We start from the raw sequence: 24344 nt of genomic DNA, 5'->3' as shown, positions 1-24344 counted from the left end.
ACGCCAGCCGCGCCTACGCGGCGCCGCCCGCCGTCCCCGCGCCGCTTGCGCCCCCCGCGTCGCCCTCGCCGCTCGCGCCGCCCGCGCGGCGGCGGAGCGCCTCGAGGGCGAGGAGCGGCCGCTCCCGCTTCTCGTGAAGCTCGCCGAGGCACGCGCCGCTGCCGCGCTCGAGCGCGCGGCAGCAGTCGGGCCGCACCTCGTAGATCGAGCAGAGGAAGCGGCCGTGCTCCGCGTCCAGCGTGAGCGCGGCGCAGCGGCCGTCCTCGATGCGCATGTAGCAGCGGTTGCCGATGAAGTGGGTGAGCCCCCGCGCGCGATCGTCCATGCGATCGTGGTCGCAGCCGAAGACCCGGACGTACTCCGGCAGGGCCGAGAAGCAGCAGGTGCCGCACGCGGTGCACTCGGGGACGACCGCATCTCCCCCGCCGCTCGCGCTGCCCCCCCGCGCCGCGCTCGTCGCGCTCGTCGCGCCCCGCTCGCCCTTGCGCGTCAGAGCCGGACCTCCACGTGCGTCCCGCGCTTCAGGTCGTCGAGCCACTTCTGCTTGGCCTTCGTCATGATCTCCGCCTGCAGCCGCTGGAGGACCTCCGGGCGAGCCGCCTCGAGCGTCGTGAAGCGGGACGGCTGGCGGCTCAGGAGCTTCATGACCACGAACGCGTCGCCCGCGCGCATCGGCCCGGCCACGCCGCCCGGCTCGATCGCCATCAGCGCGGCCTCGAGCTCCGGGGCCATCACCTGGCGCTGGCCGGTCACCGCGGCCTGCGTCCCCTGCGGCGCGCGGACCCCGAGGTCGCCGCCCTCCTCGCGGGTCGCGGTGTCGTCCGAGAATTGCCGCGCGAGCGCCGCGAAATCCTCCCCGCCGCGCGCGCGCTCCGCGAGCGCCGCGGCGAGCGCGCGGCGCTCCTCGACCGCCTCGGCGCTCGAGCCGGGCAGGACGCGCAGGACGATCCACGCCGGGTGGTAGTCGCGCCGCCGGCGCTCCTCGCGCACCAGCCGATCGAAGGCGGACCGCACGTCCTGCTCGGTGATGCGCACCCGGCCCTTCACCCGGAGCTGCAGCATCTTGCCCTCGAGGATCTGCCGGCGGATCTCGTCGCGGTACTCCTGCTCGGTGAGCCCCGAGCTCGCCCGCGCCGCCCGGAACAGCTCCTCGACCGTCATCTGCTCCGCGGCCGCGATGTTCCGGAAGGCGTTCTCGATCTCCTCGGAGGTCACGCGGATATTGGCCTTCTCGGCGGCCTGGCCCTCGAGCTCCTCGTCCACCATCTTCTGGAGGAGATCGCGGAAGACCTGCGACTCGGCCGCCGCCTGCTGCGCGCCCGGCGGGACCCTGGCCTGGATCTGCAGCAGGAAGGGGCGAGCCCGCTGCCGCAGATCCGAGAGCAGGATGGCGCGATCGCCGACGACGGCGACGATCCGCTCGCTCACGACCGCGTGGGCGAGCGGCGAGGCGAAGGCGGCGGCGGCGACGAGCCCGGCGAGGGCGAGGCGGAGCGGAACACGCATCGCGCGCCTCTACCACTGGGCCCCAGGCGGTTCCACGCGTTTCCGGCCCCGCGCGGCCCGGGTTGCCCCGGACTCAGCCGCCGGAGCCGGGGTACACCGTCCGACGGGAGGCGCGCTCGCGGACGGCCTCGCGCGCGAGCGCGTCGGCGCGCTCGTTGAGCAGCACGCCCGCGTGCCCCGGCACATACACGAGGCGCGCGCGCGGCCGCGCGGCGAGCGCGCCGCGCAGCGAGGCGATGAGCTCGGTGTTCGCCTTCGCCTTCCACCCCTTCTGGAGCACGCCGATCGAGTACTGGCTGTCCGTGTGGATGACGATGGGCCGCCCCGGCTCGTCCACCTCCTCGAGCGAGCGGAGGATGGCCGTCAGCTCGGCGATGTTGTTGGTCGCGGTGCCGAGGAACTCGCTGCGCTCGATCCGCCGGCCGCCGTCGATGATCACCACGCCGAGCCCCGCGGGCCCCGGGTTCCCCGAGCACGCGCCGTCCGCGTAGACGATGACAGCCCCTTCCGGGACGGGCGCCGCGCCGGACTCCCCCCGCGCCGGCGCCTTGCGCTGCGAGCGCCCGGCCGGCGCCGGGGCGGCCGCGCCCCCCTCGGGCTGCTCGCCGGCGCGCGCCTTCACGACCGCCTCCGCAGGCCCACAGGTGTCGTCGGGCAACACCTTCGGGTCGATCACGGTCAGGTTGTCGGCGCGCGCCTTGTACCTGCGGCCGTCGTGCGGCTTGTAGCGGATCTCGACGCCGCCGCCCTCCTCCGCGACCAGGGCGCCGGCGGCGTCGGCGCGAGCATAGACGGTTTGACCTCGAAGCGATGCGCGGACCCAGGGCACGAGCGCACCCTGGCATGGATCGAAGGCCGCCGGTACGGGAGAGCACGCCAGGCGAGCCCGGCCGATCGCGCCGGCCGGGCGCGGCCGCGCCTGCCCTCGCCGCAGCCCTCGCGGCGCGCACGGCGGACAGCGTGGCTTTCGGCGCGCGCGCGGCCGCGCCGCGCTGCGCTCACGGGTCGATGCAGAGCGCGAGCGACCACGCGGTCAGCGTACCGGAGTCGGACCCGGCGTCGTCCCCGACCCGGAGCGTCCACGTGCCGTTCGCCGGCCCCGAGAGGAAGGCCACGAACGACGACTCCGGGCGGAAGCAGCCGCGGAACGGCGCCATCGCCCCCATGACCGAGGTCGCGCAGCCCATGTCGAAGACGGTCCTCCGGTAGTTGTCGCCGGAGCCGCCGTTGTCGCTCGACACATCGACCGTCGCGCCGGCCGGAGAGGTGAGCGAGATATCGAGATCTCCGTCGAACGTATGCACGATATCGAGCTCGAGCGTCACGCGCCGGATCGCGCCCCTCGAGACGACGGGGAGGACGCTGGCGGCGACCGCGCGATCCGTGACGTTCTTGGGGATGTCCGTGGACGACTGCACCCACAGCATCTGCCCGGGCGAGCACGCGCCGACGGCATCGTCGCAGCCGAGCGCGCAGTCCGGGTCGTCGCAGTCCGTCTCGCCGTCGAGGTCATCGTCCGCCGCGTCGCTGCAGTTGCGCTCCTTGGCGTACGTGCACACGCTCGGCGTGCCCCGGCAGGTGTACCGCGCTTCCACGACGCAGCCCGCGCTGCAGCCGTCGCCGCTCGACGTGTTGGCGTCGTCGCAGCCCTCGACGCCGTCCCGCACGAAGCCGTCGCTGCACCTCGCGTGGCGACAGGTGATAGGGCAGCCGTCGGCGCTGTCGGCGTCGCCGTCGTCGCACTCCTCGCCGGCCTGGATCGCGCCGTCGCCGCAGCCGTCGAGGAGGCACCCTGGGCTGCAGCCGTCGCCCGCGCTCCGGTTCCCGTCGTCACACGCCTCGACGCCGGCACGGACGAACCCGTCCCCGCACACAGCGCGCGCGCAGCGCGTCGGGCAGGCGTCGGTGTTGCTCGCGTTTCCGTCGTCGCACGCCTCGACGCCGGCGCGGACGAACCCGTCCCCGCACGAGGCGGCGACGCACGTGGTGAGGCACGCGTCCGTATTGCTCGTATTGCCGTCATCACACGCCTCGGCGGCGGCGTTGACCACGCCGTCGCCGCAGGCCGGCGCGGCGCAGGTGCCTGCCGCGCTGCACACGTGGCTCAGGCAATCGCGCCCGACGGCGCAGCGCATTCCGGCGGCGCACCCGACGCACGCGGGGCCGCCGCAGTCGATATCGGTCTCCGCCCCGTTCCGGGCGATGTCGGTGCACGACGGGAGGCACGTCGTCCCTGAGCAGCGGCCGCCCAGGCAGTCGCCGTCCGCGGCGCACGCCTTGCCGGTGGCGCAAGGCGAGCACGCCGGTCCGCCGCAGTCGACGTCGGTCTCCGCCCCGTTCGTCGCGCCATCGGTGCACGACGACGCGCGGCACCTGCCGTCCGCGCAGATCCCGCTCCGGCAGTCCGCGCCAGTGAGGCAGTCCTCGAGATCCGCGCACGGCACGCACTCCGAGCCGCCGCAGTCGACGCCGGTCTCGGCGCCGTTCACCGCGCCATCGCCGCAATCGGGCGCGACACAGCTGTTCTCGACGCAGATGTTGCTCAGGCAATCACCGGCGACGAGACACTCGACACAAGCGCCGTTCCCATCACAATAGCGCGCTCCAATGGCGTCGGGTCCCCCGCACTCCGTGGTCGCCGGCGCCGGGAGGTTCTTCGGCGCCCCGGCGACGCACACGTCGGCCGAGCACGGGTCTCCGTCAGAGAAGGTGTCTTGGTCGTCGTCGAGCTCGATCACGGCGCCACGCCCGTCGCAAACGCGCGCCTTGCAGTCGCCCAGCACCTGCTCGCCCACGGGCTTTCCCCGCGGCGCGTCGTCGAGGGCGCACCGGCCGCCTTCGCAGGTGCGCAGCCGACACGCGCCGTCGACCCCGGGGCAGTCCGCGGCCGTGAGGCAAGGCGCGCCGTCCCCTCCGCCCCCACCGTCCTCGCCGCCTCCGCCGTCCTCGCCGCCTCCGCCGTTCCCGCCGCTTCCACCGTTCCCGCCGTCGCCGGCCTCCGGCCCCGGCGCCTGCCGGGGACGATCGCAGTCGACCGCGGTCAAAGCAGCAGCGATGACGAGCGGCGACAGAACCTTCGTGAACGGAGCGCTTCTGAAGAGGTCCGCTCGCACTGACACCTCGATTCCTTCGCTTCTGGCGGGAACGGCGACGTCCCTTCAAGGCTCGATCCGAGCCTGACGGACGCGCAGGCGGTCGATCATCGGCGCACTAGACTGATATGGAATCGAGAGGACGCCAGCAGCCAAGCGGATCGGGAGAGCCCCTATCGCGACGCGCGGCGCCCGCGGCGCGCGGTCTACGGCCCCGCGCAGCCGTGATGTTCGCCCCGGGGCTCGGGACGCGAGGCGTCGGCCGCCGCGAGCTGCGCATACAGCGCGGCGTACTCTGCCATGATCGTCCGGCTCGCATAGCGGCGCACGGCGCGCCGGCGCGCGGCCTCGCCGAGCTGCGCCCGCAGGGAAGGGTCGTCGCGCAGGGAGCGGAGCGCGCCCCGCAGCGCGTCCTCGTCTCTCGGCGCCGCCAGGAGGGCCACCCGACCGCCCTCGCCCTGGATCACCTCCGGCACCCCGCCGACCGGCGTGACGACGCAGGGCAGGCCGCTGGCCATCGCCTCCAGAAACGCGTTGGGCAGCCCCTCGCCATGGCTCGGTAGGCAGAAGACGTCCGCGTCGCGGTAGACAGCGGGCATCGCGTCTTCGGGCACCTCGCCGAGCAGGCTCAGGCGGCCTCGCCGCTCGAGCTCCGCGAGCGCCTCGTCGAGACGGCGGGACGGGCCGGCGGCGCCGCCTGCGTCGCGAGGCCCCGCCAGCGCGAGGGTCAGGCCCTCGACCGCCAGCACGGCCCGCGCGAGCTCCAGGACCCCCTTCTGCGGCGTGACGAGCCCCGCGAAGAGCACCCGCAGCGGCTGGCCGGGCGAGCGCGGCGCGGCGGCGGGGTGGAAGACGTCGGTGTCGACCGGGTTGGCGATCCGGAGGACGCGGCCCCCTGGAACCAAGGCCTGCACGTAACACCGCAGCTCTTCCGAGAGCGTGATGACGGCCGCGGCGCGGCCCAGCGCGGCGCGCACGGCCTGCCGAGCCGGCCACGGCAGGGCCCGATGCCAGGCGATGATCTGCGGCGACAGGCGCAGGTGGAGCACGGCCGGCACCCCCGCGCGACGGCACAGCTCCACCGCGAGGCCGTCGCGCGCGGTCGCCCAGAACAGGGTGGTGCACAGATGAACGACATCCGGCCGGCGCCGCGCGAGCAGCCGGTGAAGCGCCGCCAGCGCTTCGCCCGCGCGGACAACGCGCGCGGGCCGAAGCCTGCTCGTCGGATCGGTCGAGGCGGCCCGGGGCGAGGTGTCGATGACGTCCGCCTCGATGCCCGCCGCTGCCGCCGCGTCGAGGTAGTTCCGCATCCACCGCGTGATTCCGCCGCCGGGCGGCGGGAGGGGGCCCCAGAGCGCGACGCGCATGTCCCTAGAAGCGCGCGTCGGCCTCGATCTGGGCCCAGCGCTCGCGGAACCACGCCACGGTGCGCGCGAGCCCCTCATGCAGGCCCGTCTGCGCCTCGAAGCCGAGGACGCGACGGGCCTTGTCGGTGGACGCGACCCGACGGCGCTGCGTATCCCACGCCCGGCGCCCGACGAACCGGACGCCGGCGCGGTTGCCCGTCAACTCGTTGATGGCTCTCGCGACGTCGAGGATGGCGATCTCCTCGCCCGACGCCAGGTTGAACACCTCGCCCGAGGCGGCCGCCGCGGCGCCCGCCCGGAGAAACCCGTCGACGATGTCGCCCACGTAGGTGAACGAGCGGGTCTCCTCTCCCGTCCCGGTGATCGGCAGCGGCTCGCCGCGCAGGGCCCAGTAGACGAAGTTGGGGATCACATTGCGGTATCGGCCAGGGACCTCGCCCGGACCATACGAGTTGAAGGGGCGGACCCGCACGGTGCTCAGCTCATCATGGCCGGCCGAATGACCGCAAAAATAATTGCAATAGAGCTCGCCGAGCAGCTTGGTGGCCTGGTAAGGCGTGTGGACATCGAGCGCGAGGTGCTCCTCGTGGACGGGGCGCGGCGGGTCGCTGCCGTAGGGCGCGCACCCGGACGAGGCGAAGACGACGCGCTGCGCCCCGCTGCGCCGCGCGTGCTGCAGCACCCGCAATGTGCCGAGGCCGTTGACCTCGAGATCGCGCTCCGGGTTGTCCACCGAGTTCTGGTTCGCGAACAGCGCGGCGAGGTGGAAGACATGCGATGGCCGCTCCCGGAACACCGCCGCGAGCAGGTCGTCATCAACGACGCTCCCCTCCACGAAGCGCACGTTGCGCCGCGCCGGGACGCCCCAGCGGGAGGAGGAGGAGAGGTCGTCCACCACGATCACGTCCGCGCCCGCGTCGGCCAGGGCCGCCGTGAGCGAGCCGCCGATCGCGCCCGCCCCACCGGTCACGATGATCCGCCGGTCCTTGTAATCCTGCATGGTGCCCACCGCTGTTCCTGTCGTTTCGCCCATGGAACGTTGCCCACCGCAATGCCCCGGTGCATTGCGTCCTTCGGTCCCCTGCGGCCCCGCGCCGGCGCGCCAGCTCACGAAAAAGGGCGCGCCGGCGTCCTCACGACGGTGCTTCACCCGCTGCGCGCGCGAAGATCTCCTCATAACGACGCACGAGCGGCTCGCGCGTGAACCAGCGAAGGAAATAGAGCCGGCCGGCCTCCCCCATCGCGCGCCGCGCCTCCGGCGTCATGCCGTGAAACCGCCGCACGGCGTCCGCGAGCGCCGCCGGGTCCTCGGGCTCGCAGGCGAGCCCCGCCCCGCTGCTCCGCACCAGATCCGCCGGATCCCCGCCCGCCGCGACGAGCACCGGCCTCGCCGCGGCCATGTAGGCCGGGATCTTCGAGGGGATCGTGATCTCGAAGCGCGGGTCGCGCCGGAGGTGCGAGAGCACCACATCGGCCAGCGCGAAGAAATGCGGCATGCGCTCGTGGGGCTGCTGGCCGATGAAGACGACGTTCGAGAGGGCCCGCGCCGCAGCCTCGCGCCGGAGCCTGGGCGCGTCGTTCCCGTCCCCGACCATCACGAACCGCACGTCGGTGAGGTCGCGCAGCCGCTCGGCCGCGTCGAGCACGCTGGAGAGAGCCTGGGCAGGGCCCATGTTGCCGGCGAAGAGGACGACGAACCGCCCTGACAACCCGTGCTCCGCCGCGAGCTGCGGGTCGGGCTCCACCGGCCTGTAGATCCGGTCGTCGGCCCAGTTCGGGATCAGGTGCACCTTGTCGGTGGAGACGCCTTTGCGCGAGAGCTCGCGCTCGAGCCCCGGGCTGATGACGGTGATCGCCGCGGCGCGTCGGAAGAGGGCGCGGTTCACGCGATCGACGCCAGCGAACACGAGCCTGTTGTCGAGCATGCCCGAGGCCGCCGCGGTCTCGGGCCACAGATCCTGGACCTCATAGACCCACGGTATCCGGCGGAGCGCGGCGAGCCAGGAGGCGGCGATGGCGTGGCTCGGTGGGGGGTTGTGGACCCAGGCGACGTCGGCCGGCCCGGAGAGGGCGGTCCCGAGCAGCGCGGTCGAGGCGGCGAAGCTCGCGTAGTTGAGCGTCCGCCGCACGCGCGATCGGCTGTGGTCAGGATAGGTCGGGAGGCGTATCACCCGGGTGCCGCTCGCGTGCTCCACGTCCCAGAGGCGCTGTCGGTACCCTGGATAGGTGCGGCCATGCGGGTAGTTCGGGAACGCGGTCACCACCGTCACCTGGTGCCCGCGCTCGGCCAGCGCCTCTGCGAGCAGATGGGGGCGCGCGATCGGCTCGGGGTGATACCACTGCGACAGGAGGAGAATCTTCACTCACCGCGCTGAGATGCACCGGCGCGCGCGGGCATTCACGCGATGGACGGTGGACGGCGCCGAAACGTCGGGACCGGGCCGACGGCCGGCGCCGACCTCGATGGGACGGGCGACCACCACGCCTCGACAGCATCACGAGGGGGCGGCGGGCGGCACGGCGATGTCGCTGGCGCCGCGGGTCGCGCCATACGGCCGCGACGCGCACGCCGGGAGCGACTCGAGCAACGCTGCGAAAGTGCACCCCGGCGGAGAGCGCGCTCTCGTCAGTACTCGACGTCCTGCTTGAAGATGAGCTCCGAGGACGGCGACTCGGGATTGGCCGTCTTCTCGAGGCTGATGACGAGCTCGAACCGGGTGAGCGGCACGCTCACGTCCTTGAGCTTGCCGGTGCGGGCATCGGGGTCGAAGTTGAGCGCGCCGATCCGCTGCCAGGGCGAGTCGCTGTCCGGGCGCGCCCAGACGACGTAGGCCGTGCTGCTCGAGTCGAGGCGATCGGGCGGCGGGAGATCCTTCGCGTTGATGTCGAGGCGGGTCATGGCCGCGTCGAAGTTGACGTCGGCGATGATCACGGCGTCCGCGCCCGGCGCCTTCCCGATGCCCTGCGGCGTGTAGCGCAGCGGGCCGCCGCAGCCCGCCATCAGCGCGCACGCAAACGCCACGACAGCGAGCCGCAGCACCCTGGAAACATGTCCTCTCATCTCGGTAGCTCCTCCTTCGTCCCTCTGCTGCGGGCGAAGACGCCTCGCGAGCCGCCAGCACCGGCCGGCGGCCGAAACAGCCGCGGCATCATAGCCGCTTTCGGCCACGCCGACGGCGCTCGACGCAGCAGGAGCCGGCCAGGCCCGCCGGACGTGCTCGACGCGCCGGAAACCCCGCCGCCTCGCGCGCCCGGCCGGCGAGGCGCCGTCCACGAGCGCAGTACAGGCCCCCGGCGTCGGGGAACGGCGCGGATCGGACGGATCGCGTGGCGGAGCGCCGCCCATCGACTAAAGTCTCGAAATCGAGATGGATTTGGCACACACACGGCTCGGAGCTCGGGGCGATCGCTGGTCGACCGGGCGGGGAGTCCTCGATGTCCGAACGCCGGCGTCCGACGTCGTGACGAGGCGCCTCGAGGGGTACGCGTCGCTCGATCTCATCGAGCCGGCGATCAGGCACCTGGAGACCCTCGTCGAGACGGGCGTGCACCCGGTCGTGTTCGACGATTTCGAGCTCGGCACCGGCTATGACAGCGACGTCCGGGCAAGGCTCACGGCGTGGCACCTGCGGAACCCCGGCAAGCTGAAGGAGGTCCATATCCTCGTTCGGCCGGGGCTCGTCGCCATGGGCGTCACCGTCGCCAACCTCGCCACGGGCGGCCGCTTCAACGTGTACACCGACCGCTCCGCGTTCGAATGGGCGCTCGCGGGCGTGCTGACGACGAGGATCACGGCGGGGCCCGCCTCGTCGGTTCGCGCGCCGTCCCTGCGCTGACGAGCGCCCCCGGCCGCGCGGGTAGGCGGCGCGCGCGCCCTCGACCCGAGCTCAGGGGTGCTGGACGGCCCCGTTCGCCGGAGCCCCCCTGGCGCCGAGCGTGATCTCGCTCATCCGCTCCGGGTGCTTTCCTTCGATGCCCTCGTAGAGACGGCGGATCGCCGCCATGTCGGCCTCGATGTCGCCCGTCGGGTGGAACACGTGGAGGATCCCGCCCCGCTTGCGGGGGAAGTCGAGGTATCCGAGGAGGATCGGGACGCCGGCGCCGAGCGCGACGTAGTAGAAGCCCGTCTTCCAGCGCTTCGTGCGCGAGCGCGTGCCCTCGGGCGCGATGATCAGGATGAGCTCGTCGCGCTCCTTCAACACGTCGACCACGGCCGCGACGAGGTTGTTCCTGTCGCGGCGGTCGACGGGCACGCCGCCGAGCCACTTGAAGAAGAAGCCGAACGGCGGCTCGAAGAGCGTGTGCTTGCCGAGCCAGGAGAACTCGAGGTCGAGCACGTAGCTGACCGCAAGCGTGAACGGGAAATCCCAGTTCGAGGTGTGGGGCGCCGCGATGATCACGGCCTTCGACGGGAGCTCCGTCATGCCCTCCACGCGCCAGCCGAACACGGACAACCAGGTGCGGCCGACGAACCGGCGAACGGCGCGGCGCGCGGCGGAAAAACGTGGAGCGGGTGCGTTCGGCATGGAGGACCTCGACGGTAAGCAGCCGGAGGTTCGTCGCTGCCCGGGTGGAAGTCACGTCACCTTTCCGTCATCCCGCGCCGCGGCTCGAGCGCATGGGAAGCATGGCGCGATGAGCGCGCCGCGTCGTCAACGCCGCGTCGTCAACGCCGCGTCGTCAACGCCGCGTCGTCAACGCCGCGTCGTCAAACTCGCTCGATCAACGCCGTTCGATTCCGTGCGGCTTGCCCTCGCCGTACCCCGCCAGCGTCTGCACCCCGATGACGGCCTTGTCGTGGAGCTCGTCGAGGTTCGCCGCGCCGGCGTAGGTGCACGCCGACTGCACGCCGGTGATCATCTCGATCAGGATGGCGCCGACGCTCTCGCGCCCCTCGTGGATGTAGATGCGCGACGTCGAGATGCCCTCGCGGAAGAAGGCCTTCTTGGCGCGCTCGAACGCGTCGAGATCCGCCGTGCGCTCGCTGACCGCGCGGGCGCTCGCCATGCCGTAGTTCTCCTTGTAGAGCAGCCCGTCGCGGTCCTCCATGACGTCCCCCGGGCTCTCGTAGGTGCCGGCGAGCGTCGTCCCGACCATGACGCGCGAGGCGCCGGCGGCGAGGTAGAGCGCCACGTCGCGCGGGTGACGGACGCCGCCGTCGGCCCAGACGCGCTTGCCGTGGCGGCGCGCCTCGCGGGCGCACGCGAGCACCGAGGAGAACGTCGGGCGGCCGGCGCCGGTCTGCATGCGCGTCGTGCACATCGCGCCGGGGCCGACGTTCACCTTCACGATGCCGGCGCCCGCCTCGATGAGGGCCCGCGTGCCCTCCGCCGTGCAGACGTTGCCGGCCACGAGCGGGACGGCGTCGCCGACGGCGCCCCGCACGGCGCGGATCGCCTCGATCATCCGGCGCTGGTGGCCGTGCGCGGTGTCGAGCACGATCGCGGACACGCCGATCTCGAGCAGGCGCGCGGCGCTCTGGGCCGCCTGCGCGGAGATCCCGATCGCCGCCGCGACCATGAGCTCGCCGCCGCCGTCGAGCGTCGGCTTGAGCAGCTCGAGCCGCACGGCGTCGTCGCGCGTCAGCACGCCGTGGAGCCGCCCGTCCCCGTCGAGCACGGGGACCGCCTTCACGCGGGCGTCCTCCATCAGCAGGAAGGCCGTCCGGTTCGGCGTGCCGGCCGGGATGGTGATGAGGCGCGACGACATGAGCGCGGACGCGGGCGTGTACTGATCCCGGTCGCGCAGGTCGGCGTGGGTGACGATGCCGATCGGCCGCCGCTCGTCGTCGACCACGACCACCATGTCGTGCGATCGCTTGCGGATGATGCCGTGCACGTCGCGGAGCGTCGCCCGCGGGGAGACCGAGAGGGGCGTGTCGTAGCGCGGGTCGGCGCGCTTGATGTGGTGGACGATGCGCTCGACCGTGTCGAGATCCATGTCCTGCGGGAGCACGCCGAGGCCGCCGAAGCGGGCCATCGTCTCCGCCATCCGCTTGCCGGTGACCGCGTTCATGTTCGCCGAGACGATCGGGTGCGAGCCGCCAGGGAAGTCCGCCGGGCGCAGGTCGCTCTCGAGGCGGGAGCCGCCGGCGAAGTACCCGGGGGTCAGGAACACGTCTTCGAGGGCGAGCTCCAGGCTCTCGTCATGCTCGGGGTGGAGAAAGCGCATGCACAGCTCCGAGGAAGGGGGATGGCGCCGCGAAGGCGGCGCGGCGCGCGCCAGTCTAGTGCCTGACGGCAGGGCGAGGGTCGGCGCTGGTTGCGCGACGGCCCCCTCCCCGCCAGGCTCCCGTGTTCAAGGAGGCTGGCGGGCGCGGCGGGCGGCCGCGTCGGCGATGACGCGGTCGAGGATCGCGGCGACGCTGGCCGCGGCCGCCTCGGACGACAGCGCCGCGGGCGGAGGCGCCGGGACCGGCAGCGCGCCCGTCTCCCGGAAGCGCGCGAGGTGGCGCGCGAGCGCGGCGGCGATGCCGTCCGCGTCGCCCGGCGCGACGCGCGCGTTGTCGCTCCGGTACGAGAGGAGCTCCTCGACCTCGCGGTTCGCGGTCACGCTGACGACGGGCATCCCCGACGCGGCGTAGTCGTAGGTCTTGGCCGAGACGCGCAGCACGACGTGGGGGCTGAGCATCGCGAGCAGCACGTGCGCCCGCCTGAGCTCGCCGAGCACGTCGCGCTGCGGGACCGGGGGGAGCGCCTCGATGTACGGCGCGAGCCCCATGCGCTCGAAGCAGGCGCGATCGTGGTCGGACATCCGGCCGATCTGCCGGAGGACGACGTCCTCGGGCGCGAGCCGCTCGCGGTCGATGAACCGCCGCAGCGCGGCGCCTATCTGGTCCGCCGAGGCCTCCTCGCGGATCGTGCCGAGGTGGAGCACGACGAAGCGGCGGGGCGGCTCCGGCACGGGCGGCGGCGCGTACAGCGCGAGATCGAAGTGGTTGCGCACGAACGAGGACTTCGACGAGAGCTCGGGGAAGCGCGCGCGGTAGGCCTCGAGCGAGGCCCGCGTGTTGAAGATCACGTGGTCGGCGCCCTCGAGCCAGCGGCGCTCCAGGCGCGGGACGATGGCGCGCCGGGCCCGCTCGGCCAGGCCGGACGGCGGCCCGCTCCCCGTCTCGTGCAGCGAGTACGGGTCGCGCATGTCGAGGACGAGCGGCACGCCGAGCGCCCGCTTCACGTGGAGGCCGACCGGGCAGGCCGAGTACGGGCCGGCGCTCACCACGACGGCCCGCGCGCCGGTGCGGCGGGCCACGGCCACCGCCGCGCGCGCCCCGCGCGGCGCGTGCGCGATCCAGCGGTCGGTGATCGCCTGGAACGGGCGGAGCCCGACGAGCGGCCCCGCGCGCCCCGCGGGGAGCGGCGCCCGCGCGCGGAGGGCGCGCAGCGCGGCGCCCGCGGCGAGGACGACCGGATCGAGGTACTCGTCGAAGATCTCGACCTCGGGCGGCAGCGCGGCGAGCAGCCCGTCGTCGCGCGGATCCTCGGGGAAGGTCCCCGACAGGACGGCGACGCGGAAGCCATGGCGCGGCAGGTGCCGGGCGAGCTTCACCCAGCGGAAGGCGCCGACGCTCGTCTGGGGCGCGAAGGCGGGGGAGATCAGCAGGAAGGGGCGCACGTTCGGTTCTCTCGCGTCCTCTCGCGGCAAGCTGGCGTCCACGACGTCAGCCCTCGCCGCGCACCCCGCGCTCGAGCAGGTCCGCGTAGAGCGCGAACAGCGCTTCGAAGTGCTCGTCGCTCGTGGGCAGCCGCTCCCCCGCGGCCCGCGCCGCGGCGACGCGCTCCTCCCGCGGGCGCGCGAGCACCCGCTCGATCGCGGCGGCCACCTCGCCCGGCGAGGCGCGCGGCGCGTACACCTCGGCGGCGCCGGGCTGCACGAAATCCAGCGCGGCGCCGGCGGCCGGGACGACGAGCGGCAGGCCCGAGCACAGCGCCTCGCCCAGCACGAAGCCGAACGTCTCGGCGGCGCCCCCGTGGACGAAGACGTCGGCGCTGGCGTGCAGCGCGGCGTAGGTGGCGCGGTCCTTGGCGAAGCCGAGGAAGGTCACCTGCGGAAGGGCGGCCGCGCGGCGCTCGAGCCGCGCCCGCTCGGGCCCGTCGCCCAGCACCGCGAGGGCGACCGGGCGCCGCGCCGCGAGCTCCCGCGCCGCGTCGATCACGAGCGCCACCCGCTTCTCGACGGCGAGCCGGCACGCGACGAGGAGCAGCGCGGCCGACGGCTCGTCCGCGAACCGGCCGAGCAGGCCGCGGCGCAGCGCCGCGTCCGCGCGGGAGGGGCCGAAGTCGCCGCGCTTCACGCCGAAGGTGACGCGGTGCACGCGCTCGCAGCCGTGGCTCTGGAGCTGCTCCGCGATGAACGTCCCGGGGGCGATCGTCGCGTCGAACCGCCGCGACAGCGCGCGCGGCCAGGCGAACAGCGCGCCCTCGAGCGCCCGGGCGACCGCGCGCGGGCGCACCCGGTCGAGCAGCGGCGCCGCGTAGGTGCTGATCTGATCCGAGTGGTACACGAACGTGCGGAGCGGGACCTCGCGGGCGCTCGCCGCGACGAGCGCGGCCGTGTACGGCGCGCTCGCCTGCACCACGTCCGGCGCCTCGCGGCGGATGATCGCCCGCGCCGCGCCGAGCCGGAGGAGCGCGTGGTAGGTCGGGTCGTACGGCATCGGCGGGCCGGCCACCCGCACGATGCGGCCCCGCTCGAGCGGGACGACCTCGTCGCGCGGCCCGGGCGCCACGACGACGATCTCGTGACCGCGCCGGCTCCCCTGGCGCACGAGCTCCTCCAGGTACGACCGCACGCCGCCCCCGCGGGACGAGAAGAACTCCGCGACGTCGAGGATCTTCACGAGTGGTTGCTCCCGCGCAGGAGGAGGCCGCCCTTCCACGAGCGCCGCATCCGCGCCGAGCGGTTCATGACGTGGAGCAGCGCCGGGAGGAACAGGAGCGCTGTCGCGACGCACGCCACCTCGCCGCTGACCGCGACCCAGCCGAACGAGTTCAGCGCCTGGTTGTCGGCGAAGACGAGCGACCCGTAGCCCAGCACGGTCGTGTAGCTGCAGAGGGCCACGGGGCCGGCCGAGCGCTTGAGCGCGAGCGACACGTCGCCGCCGAGCAGCCGCGCGCGATCGAAGACGTTGAAGGGGTACTCGCAGCCGATGCCGAACGTGATCGGGAGCGCGATGAAGTTCAGGAAGTTGATCTTGACGTCGAGCGCCGCCATGGCGGTGGCCGTCGCGAGCACGCCGAGCACGAGGGCCAGGAGGACCGCGAGCGCGCCCGCCATGCTGCCCGTCGCGACCACCACGACGATCGTGACCGCGAGGAACGAGGCCGCCGTCGCCAGCGGGCCGTCGCGCTCCATCGACCGGATCATCTCGGCGAAGACCGTCGGCCTGCTCGCCGTGACGACGTGGGTCCCGTCGGGGAGGACCACGTTGCCGGTCGTGTCGGCCATCCGCAGGAGGTTCCTGCCGTTCGAGAACGAGACGTTGTTCTTGTACTTCACGTAGAACACCGTCCCCACGACGCCGTTGTTCTCCTCGAACCTGCGGCGGATGAGGTCGGGCAGGTCCTTCGGGCCGATGACGCGCAGCGTCTCCGGCGGCTTCATGCTGAGGACGCGCTCCCGCTCCTCGGGGCGCAGGGCCTTCAGCACCCGCGGGGTCAGCCGGTCCCGGATGCGCTCCAGGACCTCGATCTTCCGCCGCTGCTCCTCGGCCGTGCCGGGGAGGGCGTCGGCGATCGTCGCGACGTCGGCCACGAGCTGGCCCTGCGGATCCTTCGCGTCGTTCGCCAGGATCTGCGCCTTGATGGCCGGCACCTGCTCGGGGGTGTCGGCGAGCATCATCGCGCCGGCGACGTTCATCTTCCCGCCGAAGACCTCGGACGCCTTGAGCGACCAGCTCCCCGCGCCCTTCTCCCGCGAGCTCTTCGAGCCGAGGCGCGCGAAGTTGTACTCCCAGGGATCGCGGATGTACGCGGGGAGCTTCCACGCCGCGAGCGCGACGATGACCGGCGCGATCGCGAGGAACGCGAGCGGCCACCGCGACGTCACGCGCGCGAGCGCCCGCGCGCCGGGCCCCGAGGTGCCCTCGTCCGAGACGCGCGGCGGCGGATCGCGCATCCAGGGCGGGAGCCTCGCCTGGATGCGCTCGATCGCGACGAGCGTCGCGGGCACGAGCGGCACGATGGACGCCCACACCATGATCATCCCGACGAAGCCGATCGTGCCGAACTGGCTGAACCCGCGGAAGTGCGTGATCGTGAGCGATCCGTAGGCGATCGCCGCCACGCTCGCCCCGACGAGCTCGGCGCGGAACGCGTTGATGACCGCCTCGCGCCGCGCCTCGTCCGCGGGCATGCCGCGCGCGCGGAAGTCGCGGTACCTCGACAGGAGCACGATCGGGTAGTTGACCCCGTTGCCGACGATGATCGCCCCGAGGAAGGCGCCGACCGTGTTGACGTAGCCGTAGGTCAGGGTCGCGAACGCGTACCCCGCGCTGGCGCCGAAGGCCGTGGGGAGCAGGATCACCAGCAGCGACCAGGGCGAGCGGTAGTAGATCATCACGCCGCCGACGATCAGCACGAGCGCGATGACGGTGGCCCACACCGCCTCGCTCACGAGCGACTTCTGCTCGGCGATGGCGTTCGGGATGTCGCCCGCGTACCCGACCTGCATGGCCGGGTGGAACGCCCCAGGATCGAGGCGCGAGACGAGCGCGGTCACCTGGTCGAGGAGCTCAGCCGCGCGGCGATCGCCCATCCCGGCGCTGCGCGAGACGATGCGGAGCGCGACCATGCGCCCGTCGGGCGTGGCGAAGTAGCCGCTCGGGAACTCGTCGATCTTCTTCAGGCGCCGCTGGAGCTCCTGCCAGGTCTCGTCGAGCGACAGCCCCTTCTGGGCCGGCGCCGGCGTCGTCGCCGCGCCCGCCGCGCCCGCGTCACCTCCGGGCGCCCCGGGAGCCTCCAGATCCTCGATAAGGCCGCTCCGCAGCGCGAGCTCCAGCTCGATCGCCTCGTCCGCCGCCTCGAGCTCGCGGACGCTCGCGTAGAGCCACTTGTTCGCGTCGAAGAAGCTGCGGACCTCCTTCGTGCCGGACTCCAGGTAGCGGATGAGCGCCGGCGGCCCGCACTCCGCCCGGCAGGCGTCGTCGGCGCACGCGGCGGCGCAGGCCGCGCGCTTCCGGAGCGGCTCGTTCAGCTGCTCCGCGAGCGCGTCGATGAACCGCTCGTTCGCGCCGCGATCCGGCGACTCGGCGATGACGATGAGCTGCGCTCCGCCGTCCACGCGCTGCGCCTGACGCTCGTAGGCCTGGAACGCCGGGCTGTCGCGCGGCAAGAGCTCGCGGAGCTCCGTGCGCAGCTCGAGCCGCGACGCGTACCCCCATAGCCCTGCCATGGAGAGGAGGCCGAGCGCGATGACGAGCCAGGGACGGCGCCCGCTGAAATCGACGAGCGCACCGATCATCCTGAGGAGCATTCGAAGGACACCTCGAAACCGGGAACACCTCGAAGCGGCCGCGTGCGGGCCGGCTTCGGGCCGGTCTTACCACGCGCGCTAGGCGCAGAACGACGGCTGGATACCCTTGGGCCGCGGCGCCGCCGCGGGGCGCAGGTGGCCGAACGCGAAGAGGCCGCCGGTGAAGCCCATCCAGGTGCGGAAGTGCCGGAAAGTCTCCAGCCACTGGAGCGCCTTCGGCCCCTCGACGAGCGGGCGCAGGTTGGATTGCCTCGCGTGCTCGCGCGCGTGCGCGAATGCGTTCGCGAGCATGCGCTGCACGACGAGGGGCGAGGACCGCTCGCGCGCCCGCTGCGCGGCCGCGCCTCCGAGCCGCGCCGCGGCGAGCGGGTCGCGCGTGAGCGCGAGCACGGCCTTGCCGAACGCGGCGTTCGCGCTCTCCTCGGCGATCGGCCCGCGGCCCGGGTCGATGAGCAGGCCGTTGTGGCCGCTCTGGATCTGCGAGCTCACGCCCATGCCGTCAGCGAACGCGACCGTCGGGGAGCCGCACCAGAGCGCCTCGCTGAGCACGTTCCCGAACGTCTCGCTCAGCGAGGCGTGCAGGAAGAGGTTCGCGTGCCGGTAGTAGTCCGAGATCTGGCTGTACGGCACCTCGCCCGTGAAGATGACCCGGCGCGCGACGCCCAGCTCGCGCGCGAGCGCCGCGTACGCCGCGCTGTCCGGCCCGTCGCCGACGAGCGTGAGCGTCGCCTGCGGCTCGTGCGGGGCGATGTGCTCGGCGAAGATGCGGATCAGCCGGTGCTGCGACTTCTCCCGGGTGTGCCGGCCCGCGCAGACGAGGCGGGGGCCGCGCGGGTCGAGCCCGCGCTCCTCGAGCAGCTGCACGTAGGGGTCGGGGCCGAGCGGGCGCTCGAACACGTCCTCGGGCACCATCCGCGGGATCACGTGGATGGGCACCGTCACGCCCCGTTCGCGCCAGTAATCGCGCAGGCCCTCGCTCAGCACGACGAGGCCGTCTCCCTGGTTGTACAGCTCCACGAAGAGCCGCTCCATCGGCGCGCGGAGCGTCTTGTGGAGCACCGTGTGGACCGCGCCGATCCGGGAGACCCGCTCCGGCAGGAGCACGTCGTACGCGGCCGCGAGGTGCGTCGTGTTCACGCAGAGCAGCGGGATGCCGCGCATCTTGCGCAGCCAGATGCCGAACTCGACGAGCAGGGTCGTGGTCTGCGCAAAGCAGATGTCAAAATCCCACCGCATCGGATCGAGCACCGAGGATCCCACGGGGATGGGCAGGTGCACCCCCGGGTAGGTGCGCAGCGGCAGGCTGGGCAAGGCGACGGTGCCGGGAGGGATCTCGTCGGCCGAGGCATCCGGATCCCGAGGTCCGATCAGTGTTGCCTGGTGACCACAGGTGTTGAGCGCGCGATACAGGGCCCGCGTCTGGAAGACCGCGCCATTCGCGTAAGGAATGCGCGTGAAATCGCTGAGGATGGCGACCTTGAGCGGCCGCCCGTTGGCGCCGGAGAGGGCAGCGAAGGGATTCTCTGGAATGGCCGCTTGCACCCTGACGGAGGAGAGCCCTCCCCGCGCGGGTCCCGTCGACGGCGTGTGACGCGCCGGCGCGATCGCCTCGTGCGGCGCGCGATCGCTCCGGTGGTCGCTGAGCGGCAGAATTGCATCCATCGTCATCTTCGTTGCTCCTGGAGAAGCGGCGCGAACCGTGGTCGATGACCGACCGAGGCGCGCAGCGTGACGGGCGGTAGGGCGTTCGTGTCGCGCCCGCGACAGCCATGTCGCGCTGCGGCCGCGAGCGCTGCCTGCTGCTCGACACAGCAGCCATTCCTCGTCGGCCGATCGGCCTGTCGGCGGTGGGCGTAATTAGCAAAGCTCATGCCGCTTGTGTCGACTTCGGCCACGGTGCGAGGTGCGAACGCCGCGATGCACCTCGTCACGAGGCGCCCGCGCACGCCTCCTCCAGCAGGGTGAGCACGGCGGAAGGCGCGCTCGGCAGCGCGCGCTCCAGGTCGATGCGAGCGAAGTCGGCGGCGCGGCAGCGATCGAAGAAGCGCGCCACGACGTCCGGCGAGAGCGCCGCGAGCGAGCTCGCGACGGCGACGCCGGCCCGCTCGGCGAGGAGCGCGTTGAGCGTCTGCTCGTTGTGGCGGTCGTCGTAGAGCGCGAGCACGGGCTTGCCGGCGAGCACGCACTCGGCGAGGACGTTGCTGCCGGCGGTGGTCACGACCGCCGACGCGCCCTCGAGGTGACCGAGGAACGCGCCCGGATCGAAGGGGCGCGCCTCGACGCCGGGCACGTCGAGGCCCGGGTCGCCGAACGCGACGACGCGCCGGCCGCCGCGCGCGACGAGCTCGAGCACGCGGCGCGCGTCGCACTCGCTGAAGTAGCAGACGACGGCCCCGGGCTCGCCGGCGCGCGCGGGGGCGAACCGGCGCTCGGGCCGCGCGACGAGGGTGCCCGGCGTCTCCGGCTCGATCGGCAGGAAGTGGACGGCGACCGCGCGGCGCGCCCGGCTGGAGGCCCAGGTCGTGCGCCGGCACGCGAGCACCCGCAGCCTCGGCAGCCCCTCGGGCAGGCGGCAGCGCGAGAAGACGAGATCGTGGCCGAGCGCGACGGCGGGGATCCCGAGCGCGCGCGCGGCGAGCAGCGACGGGACGTCGCCGTCGCTCACGATGGCGTCGGGCCGGAAGCCCCCCTGCTCGACGATCTCCTTCGCCAGGCGGCGCGGGAGCTCGATCACGCCCGCGAGCCCGCGGTGGATCGGCCGCACGAGGCGGTGCTCCGGGAGCGCGCCGAGCAGGTCCGCCGCCTGGCCGCCGCCGTAGATCCGGAGCTCGTGGCCGAGCTCGCGGAGGGCTCCCGCGATCGGGAGCGCGCGGCTCGCGTGCCCGCGCCCGCGCCCGTGGACGTAGTAGCCGATCTTCGCCACGGGCCGTCAGAGCTCGATCTGCTGGCTCGGGACGGCGCGGATCTCGCGCGGGCGCCCCGCCATCATGACGCCGAAGCCGTCCAGCAGCCGGTTGTGATGTGCGACGATCACCGCCGCCGCGAGCGCCGGGCTCTCCGATGTGCCGTGCGCGTCCGCGGCGAGCGTCACGTCGAAGCCGAGGGTCACCGCGCGCCGGCAGGTCGTGTCCACGCAGAACTCCGTCTTGCAGCCCGCGATGATCAGGTGCTCGACGCCGAGCTGCTCGAGGCGCTCGGCGAGATCGGTCTCGAAGAACGCGTCGCATGCGAGCTTGCGCACCCGCGCCTCGCCGCCCGCCGGCGCGACCGCTGGGTGGATGTCCCACGCGGCCGAGCCCACCTCACCCACCTCGTCGTCCTGCACGAAGATCACCGGCACGCCGCGGTCGCGGGCGCGCGAAAGGAGCGCTGCGATGCTCGAGAGCAGGCCGCTCGCCCCCTGCACGGGGGCCTCCCCGGCCAGCACGCCATTCTGGACATCGATGATCACCAGCGCACTTCTCGGCTTCATCTCATTTCCCTGCGGATCGACGCCGAGATCGCCGCCATTGCGGGGGTCTCGGAGGGAGCGCGGAGCGCGTCTACAACGGACGCCCCGCCGGCGGAACCCCCGGAGGCGCGCGCCTTCCGACGGTGCGCGCTCGCCGGGTCGCGCTCGCGCCGCGCGGCGACGCGTACCACGTGGGCGGCGCGTACGACGTGTGCGATGCAACCGTTGCGTGCGACACGTGCGATGCGTCATTGCTCGCTCCTCCAGGCGGGCGACGTGCGCTTTGACTCCGCGCCAGCGCAGGGCTCCAATGGCCTGCGATACGGCCCGCGCCGCACCATGACCGCCTCGAGCAGCTTCCATTCGACGGGATCCCAGGGACCTCGAGGCGCCAGCTCGGCGGACGAGCGCCGCGCGATGGCGCGGGGCCTCCCCACGGCGCTCGTGACCTGGCCCACGTTCGCGGCGCTCGACGTGTTCGTGGTGCTCGCCGTGTTTCCGAGCGCCTCGGTCACCCGGCTGCTGCTCTACCGGCTGCTCGGCGAGGTCATCCTGCTCTGGCTGTACCTCCTCGCCCGGCGCGAGCAGACCTCGGCCGAGCTCCTCGACGCGGCGCACGTCTTCGCGGTCTGGAGCACGGGGGGGCTCATCTCCGTGATGGCGCTGGAGTTCGGGGATCTGACCTGGAACTATATGCACGGGCTGTCGATCGTGATGCTCGTCGACGCGACGATCCTGCCCACGCACTTCTCGCGATCGCTCCGGATGACGATCCCGGTCGCGCTCAGCTTCCCCATCATCATGGGCGCGGGGGCGTCCCTCGACCCGGCGCTCGCGGCGCAGTGGACGTCGCCGCGGTCGCTCGTGATCTTCGCCTGCAACTACATCTTCGTGCTCGCCACCGCGATCCTCGTGTCGGCGGCGAGCCACGGCCTCTGGTCGGCGCGCCAGCAGGTCTACGAGGCCCGCAAGCTCGGTCGCTACCGGCTCGTGGCGCCGGTCGGCCGGGGCGGGCAGAACGAGGTGTGGCTCGCCTGGGACGAGTCGCTGCGCCGCGACGTGGCGCTGAAGCTGCTCCGCAGCGAGAGCAAGTCCGAGGGCGACGTGCGCAGCTTCGAGCGCGAGGCGCGCGCGACGAGCCGGCTCACGTCGCCGCACACCATCCGGATCTTCGATTTCGGGGCGAGCAGCGACGGCATCTTCTACATCGCGATGGAGCACCTGGCCGGCGCCGACCTGGCCACCCTGGTGCGCGATCACGGCCCGATGCCGCCCGCCCGGGTCGTCCACTTCGCGCGGCAGGCCTGCCTCTCGCTGGCGGAGGCGCACGACGCGGGCGTCATCCACCGCGACATCAAGCCCCACAACCTCTACATCACGCGCGTGGGGGACGAGCAGGACGTGCTCAAGGTGCTCGACTTCGGGATCGCGAAGCAGGTGAGCCTGGAGGGAGACGCGAGCATGACGGACGTCGGCGTGATCAAGGGAACGCCCACGTACATGTCCCCGGAGATGATCTCGGCCGGCGCCGTGGACGCCCGGAGCGACATCTACTCGCTCGGGGTCACGCTCTATTACCTGCTGACGGGCGTGGCCCCCTTCGACGGCCGGAGCTTCGGCAAGCTCGTCTACTCGCACCTGACGATGCCGCCGATCCCGCCGTCGCTGCGCGCGCCCTGGCCGCTGTCGTCGGAGCTGGAAGAGGTGGTGATGCGGTGCCTCGCCAAGCGGCCAGGCGACCGTTACCAGAGCGCGCGCGAGCTGCTCGCCGCGCTCGACGCATGCGAGCCGGCGCCGGCGTGGACGCCGGACGACGCAAGGAGCTTCTGGACGGCGCGCGCCGCGATGCCGCGCGCCGAGCCGCCGCCCCCGGATCCCGGCCCCACCGTTCGCCTGCGGCCGGAAAAGGCCGTGCCCGTGGCCTGAGGCGGGGTCAAGGCGATCGCGCGGCCCTTCAGGCCTGGCCGACCCTGAGCTGCGCGCCGTCGGGGAACCGCCGCGAGGGGGGCGGCGCCCGTCGCACCGACGCAGGGGGTTGCGCGTCCGCCTGGAGCGCGGGGCCCTTGTCGATCACGGGCACGCGCAGCGGCGCGGGCGCCGGCGAGCGCCGCTCGCTCCGCGCCAGGACGAGCGTGTCGTGGAGCGCGCGAGCGCTCTCGTCCCACCCCTTGCACCCGGTGAGCGCCGCGATCCGCTCGGGATCGTAGGGCGCGTGCGCCGCGCGCGCCATGGCGCCGGCCAGGGCGGGGAGATCGCCGGGCGAGACGAGCTCGCCGAGCTCGGGGCCCGTGATCACGTCGGGGATGCCCCCGACCCGCGTCGCGACAACCCGGCGGCCCGACGCGATCGACTCGATCACGACGTTGGGTGTGCCCTCGTGATGGCTCGGCAGGACCAGCGCATCGCAGGCGGCGACCCAGCGCGCCACCTCGTGGTGCGGCAGGCGACCGGTCATCAGGACGCGCCCGCCGAGCCGCTCCGCCGCCGACCTGCAGGCCTGCTCGTCCGCGCCGCTCCCGACCAGCGCGAGGTCGATGTCGGGGTGCGCGGCGGCGATGCGCTCGAACGCGGCGATCGCGTCGAGCGCGCCCTTGTCGCGGAGCAGGTGGCCGACGTAGAGCAGCAGCCGGCGCTCCGCAGGGCGGCCCAGGGTGGCGCGGGCCTCGCCCCGGTCGCGCGGGTAGAACACGCTGCGATCGACGCCGTTCATCACGACATCGATGCGGTCGCGACGGACGCCGAGCGCGTGGACCCCCTCGGCCAGCTGCTTGCTCACGGCGACCACGCGGGTCGCGCGCCGGAGACCCCACTCGAGCGAGGGCCTGATCGCCGGTTGCTGCGAGAGCACGTCGACGTCCGAGCCGTGCACCTTGACGACCGCCGGGACGCCGAGCAGCTCCGCGAGGCACACCGCGGCGAATCCGTCCGGATAGGCGAACGAGCCGACGATGACGTCCGGCGCCGGACGGTGGCGCGCCAGCTCGAAGAGCATGGACGCCGCATAGAGCGGGCCATTGAGATACGGCGCCACCTTGGGCACATAGAGGAATCGCGGGTGGCGCACCGGCAATCCCTCGATCACGTCCTCGCGAGGCGCGTCGCTCGACATGGACCATCGAGAGAACCTGGAAGCCCCAGGAAACCAGGGGATCGTGGCGAAGACGTCGATATCGCAATACCTCGAGAGCGCGGCGAACTGCCTCCGGTTGAACGGCGCCTGCCCCGGGTTCGTCGCGTTCGGGAAGATCTTGGTGATAAGCAGGATGCGCATGCCTCTGCTCCTTCGGACTCGCCCGCTCGGCTCGACGGAAATCCTCCGATCAGCGGAGCATCTCGCCGCGCGGTCGAGCGGCTTCGAGCAGAGAACATGCCACTCCGAGAAAGCTGGAAACGAGGCAAGGACTGGGAGCGACGTGCCCAGACGAGCGATGAAAGAACAGCCATGCCGCCCCAGCG

General features: G+C 73.1%; 19 protein-coding genes. 2 read left to right on the top strand and 17 right to left on the bottom strand.

All coding sequences use genetic code 11. From position 1 onward, the window contains the following. Positions 1-13 precede the first annotated feature (13 nt). The 8 genes from WMF44_RS05815 to WMF44_RS05780 form a co-directional block, all read right to left on the bottom strand. Positions 14-538, bottom strand: a complete 525-nt coding sequence (locus WMF44_RS05815) for a YkgJ family cysteine cluster protein (RefSeq protein ID WP_437298123.1) — start codon at positions 536-538, stop codon at positions 14-16. Continuing rightward, on the bottom strand, positions 490-1506 hold the full coding sequence (locus WMF44_RS05810) for a peptidylprolyl isomerase (protein ID WP_437298122.1): 1017 nt from the start codon (positions 1504-1506) through the stop codon (positions 490-492). The genes WMF44_RS05815 and WMF44_RS05810 overlap by 49 nt, the downstream gene beginning before the upstream one ends. A gap of 73 nt (positions 1507-1579) precedes the next feature. Next, entirely contained in the window at positions 1580-2335 is a 756-nt protein-coding gene (locus WMF44_RS05805) for a ribonuclease HI (protein ID WP_437298121.1), read from the bottom strand. A gap of 169 nt (positions 2336-2504) precedes the next feature. Then, positions 2505-4625: a DUF4215 domain-containing protein gene (locus WMF44_RS05800; RefSeq protein WP_437298120.1), complete on the bottom strand. Its 2121-nt coding sequence runs from the start codon at positions 4623-4625 to the stop codon at positions 2505-2507. Positions 4626-4804: 179 nt separating this feature from the next. Next, entirely contained in the window at positions 4805-5965 is a 1161-nt protein-coding gene (locus tag WMF44_RS05795) for a glycosyltransferase family 4 protein (RefSeq protein WP_437298119.1), read from the bottom strand. A gap of 4 nt (positions 5966-5969) precedes the next feature. Beyond that, the gene (locus tag WMF44_RS05790; RefSeq protein WP_437301532.1) at positions 5970-6965 is read right to left on the bottom strand and encodes an NAD-dependent epimerase/dehydratase family protein; all 996 of its coding nucleotides are present in this window, start codon (positions 6963-6965) and stop codon (positions 5970-5972) included. Between the two features lie 133 nt (positions 6966-7098). Continuing rightward, on the bottom strand, positions 7099-8328 hold the full coding sequence (locus tag WMF44_RS05785; protein WP_437298118.1) for a glycosyltransferase family 4 protein: 1230 nt from the start codon (positions 8326-8328) through the stop codon (positions 7099-7101). 263 nt (positions 8329-8591) lie between these two features. After that, positions 8592-9026: a hypothetical protein gene (locus WMF44_RS05780; RefSeq protein WP_157906465.1), complete on the bottom strand. Its 435-nt coding sequence runs from the start codon at positions 9024-9026 to the stop codon at positions 8592-8594. Positions 9027-9426: 400 nt separating this feature from the next. On the opposite strand from WMF44_RS05780, the gene WMF44_RS05775 reads away from it, so the two are divergent. Beyond that, positions 9427-9801 (top strand): hypothetical protein, encoded by a 375-nt coding sequence (locus WMF44_RS05775; RefSeq protein WP_437298117.1) that lies wholly within the window; start codon positions 9427-9429, stop codon positions 9799-9801. A 51-nt stretch (positions 9802-9852) separates the two neighbouring features. Here the strand turns inward: WMF44_RS05775 and WMF44_RS05770 are convergent, their stop codons facing one another. From WMF44_RS05770 to WMF44_RS05735, 8 genes are all read right to left on the bottom strand, one after another. Beyond that, a complete protein-coding gene (locus tag WMF44_RS05770) occupies positions 9853-10491 on the bottom strand; it encodes a lysophospholipid acyltransferase family protein (protein WP_437298116.1) in 639 nt (212 codons plus the stop codon). A 196-nt stretch (positions 10492-10687) separates the two neighbouring features. After that, positions 10688-12136 carry a GuaB1 family IMP dehydrogenase-related protein gene (locus WMF44_RS05765; RefSeq protein WP_437298115.1) on the bottom strand — a complete coding sequence of 483 codons (1449 nt, stop codon included), beginning with the start codon at positions 12134-12136 and terminating at the stop codon, positions 10688-10690. A 126-nt stretch (positions 12137-12262) separates the two neighbouring features. Further along, on the bottom strand, positions 12263-13579 hold the full coding sequence (locus tag WMF44_RS05760) for a glycosyltransferase (protein WP_437298114.1): 1317 nt from the start codon (positions 13577-13579) through the stop codon (positions 12263-12265). 46 nt (positions 13580-13625) lie between these two features. Next, positions 13626-14804 (bottom strand): glycosyltransferase family 4 protein, encoded by a 1179-nt coding sequence (locus WMF44_RS05755; protein ID WP_437298113.1) that lies wholly within the window; start codon positions 14802-14804, stop codon positions 13626-13628. Next, entirely contained in the window at positions 14801-17425 is a 2625-nt protein-coding gene (locus WMF44_RS05750; RefSeq protein WP_437298112.1) for an MMPL family transporter, read from the bottom strand. Before WMF44_RS05750 ends, WMF44_RS05755 begins: the two co-directional genes overlap by 4 nt. A gap of 90 nt (positions 17426-17515) precedes the next feature. Then, entirely contained in the window at positions 17516-19105 is a 1590-nt protein-coding gene (locus tag WMF44_RS05745) for a glycosyltransferase family 4 protein (RefSeq protein ID WP_437298111.1), read from the bottom strand. Positions 19106-19364: 259 nt separating this feature from the next. Beyond that, positions 19365-20360: a glycosyltransferase family protein gene (locus tag WMF44_RS05740; protein ID WP_437298110.1), complete on the bottom strand. Its 996-nt coding sequence runs from the start codon at positions 20358-20360 to the stop codon at positions 19365-19367. A 6-nt stretch (positions 20361-20366) separates the two neighbouring features. After that, on the bottom strand, positions 20367-20909 hold the full coding sequence (locus WMF44_RS05735) for a cysteine hydrolase family protein (protein ID WP_437298109.1): 543 nt from the start codon (positions 20907-20909) through the stop codon (positions 20367-20369). A gap of 396 nt (positions 20910-21305) precedes the next feature. Between WMF44_RS05735 and WMF44_RS05730 the strand changes: the two genes are divergently transcribed. After that, positions 21306-22814, top strand: a complete 1509-nt coding sequence (locus WMF44_RS05730) for a serine/threonine-protein kinase (protein ID WP_012233660.1) — start codon at positions 21306-21308, stop codon at positions 22812-22814. 28 nt (positions 22815-22842) lie between these two features. Here the strand turns inward: WMF44_RS05730 and WMF44_RS05725 are convergent, their stop codons facing one another. Continuing rightward, a complete protein-coding gene (locus tag WMF44_RS05725; RefSeq protein ID WP_437298108.1) occupies positions 22843-24159 on the bottom strand; it encodes a glycosyltransferase family 4 protein in 1317 nt (438 codons plus the stop codon). Between the last annotated feature and the right edge of the window lie 185 nt (positions 24160-24344).

The organism is Sorangium sp. So ce426 (genome assembly GCF_051475585.1).
Lineage (GTDB): Bacteria > Myxococcota_A > Polyangia > Polyangiales > Polyangiaceae > Sorangium > Sorangium cellulosum_B.
The sequence above is the reverse complement of the archived record's forward strand: the minus strand, read 5'-3'. Positions and strand labels throughout refer to the sequence as shown.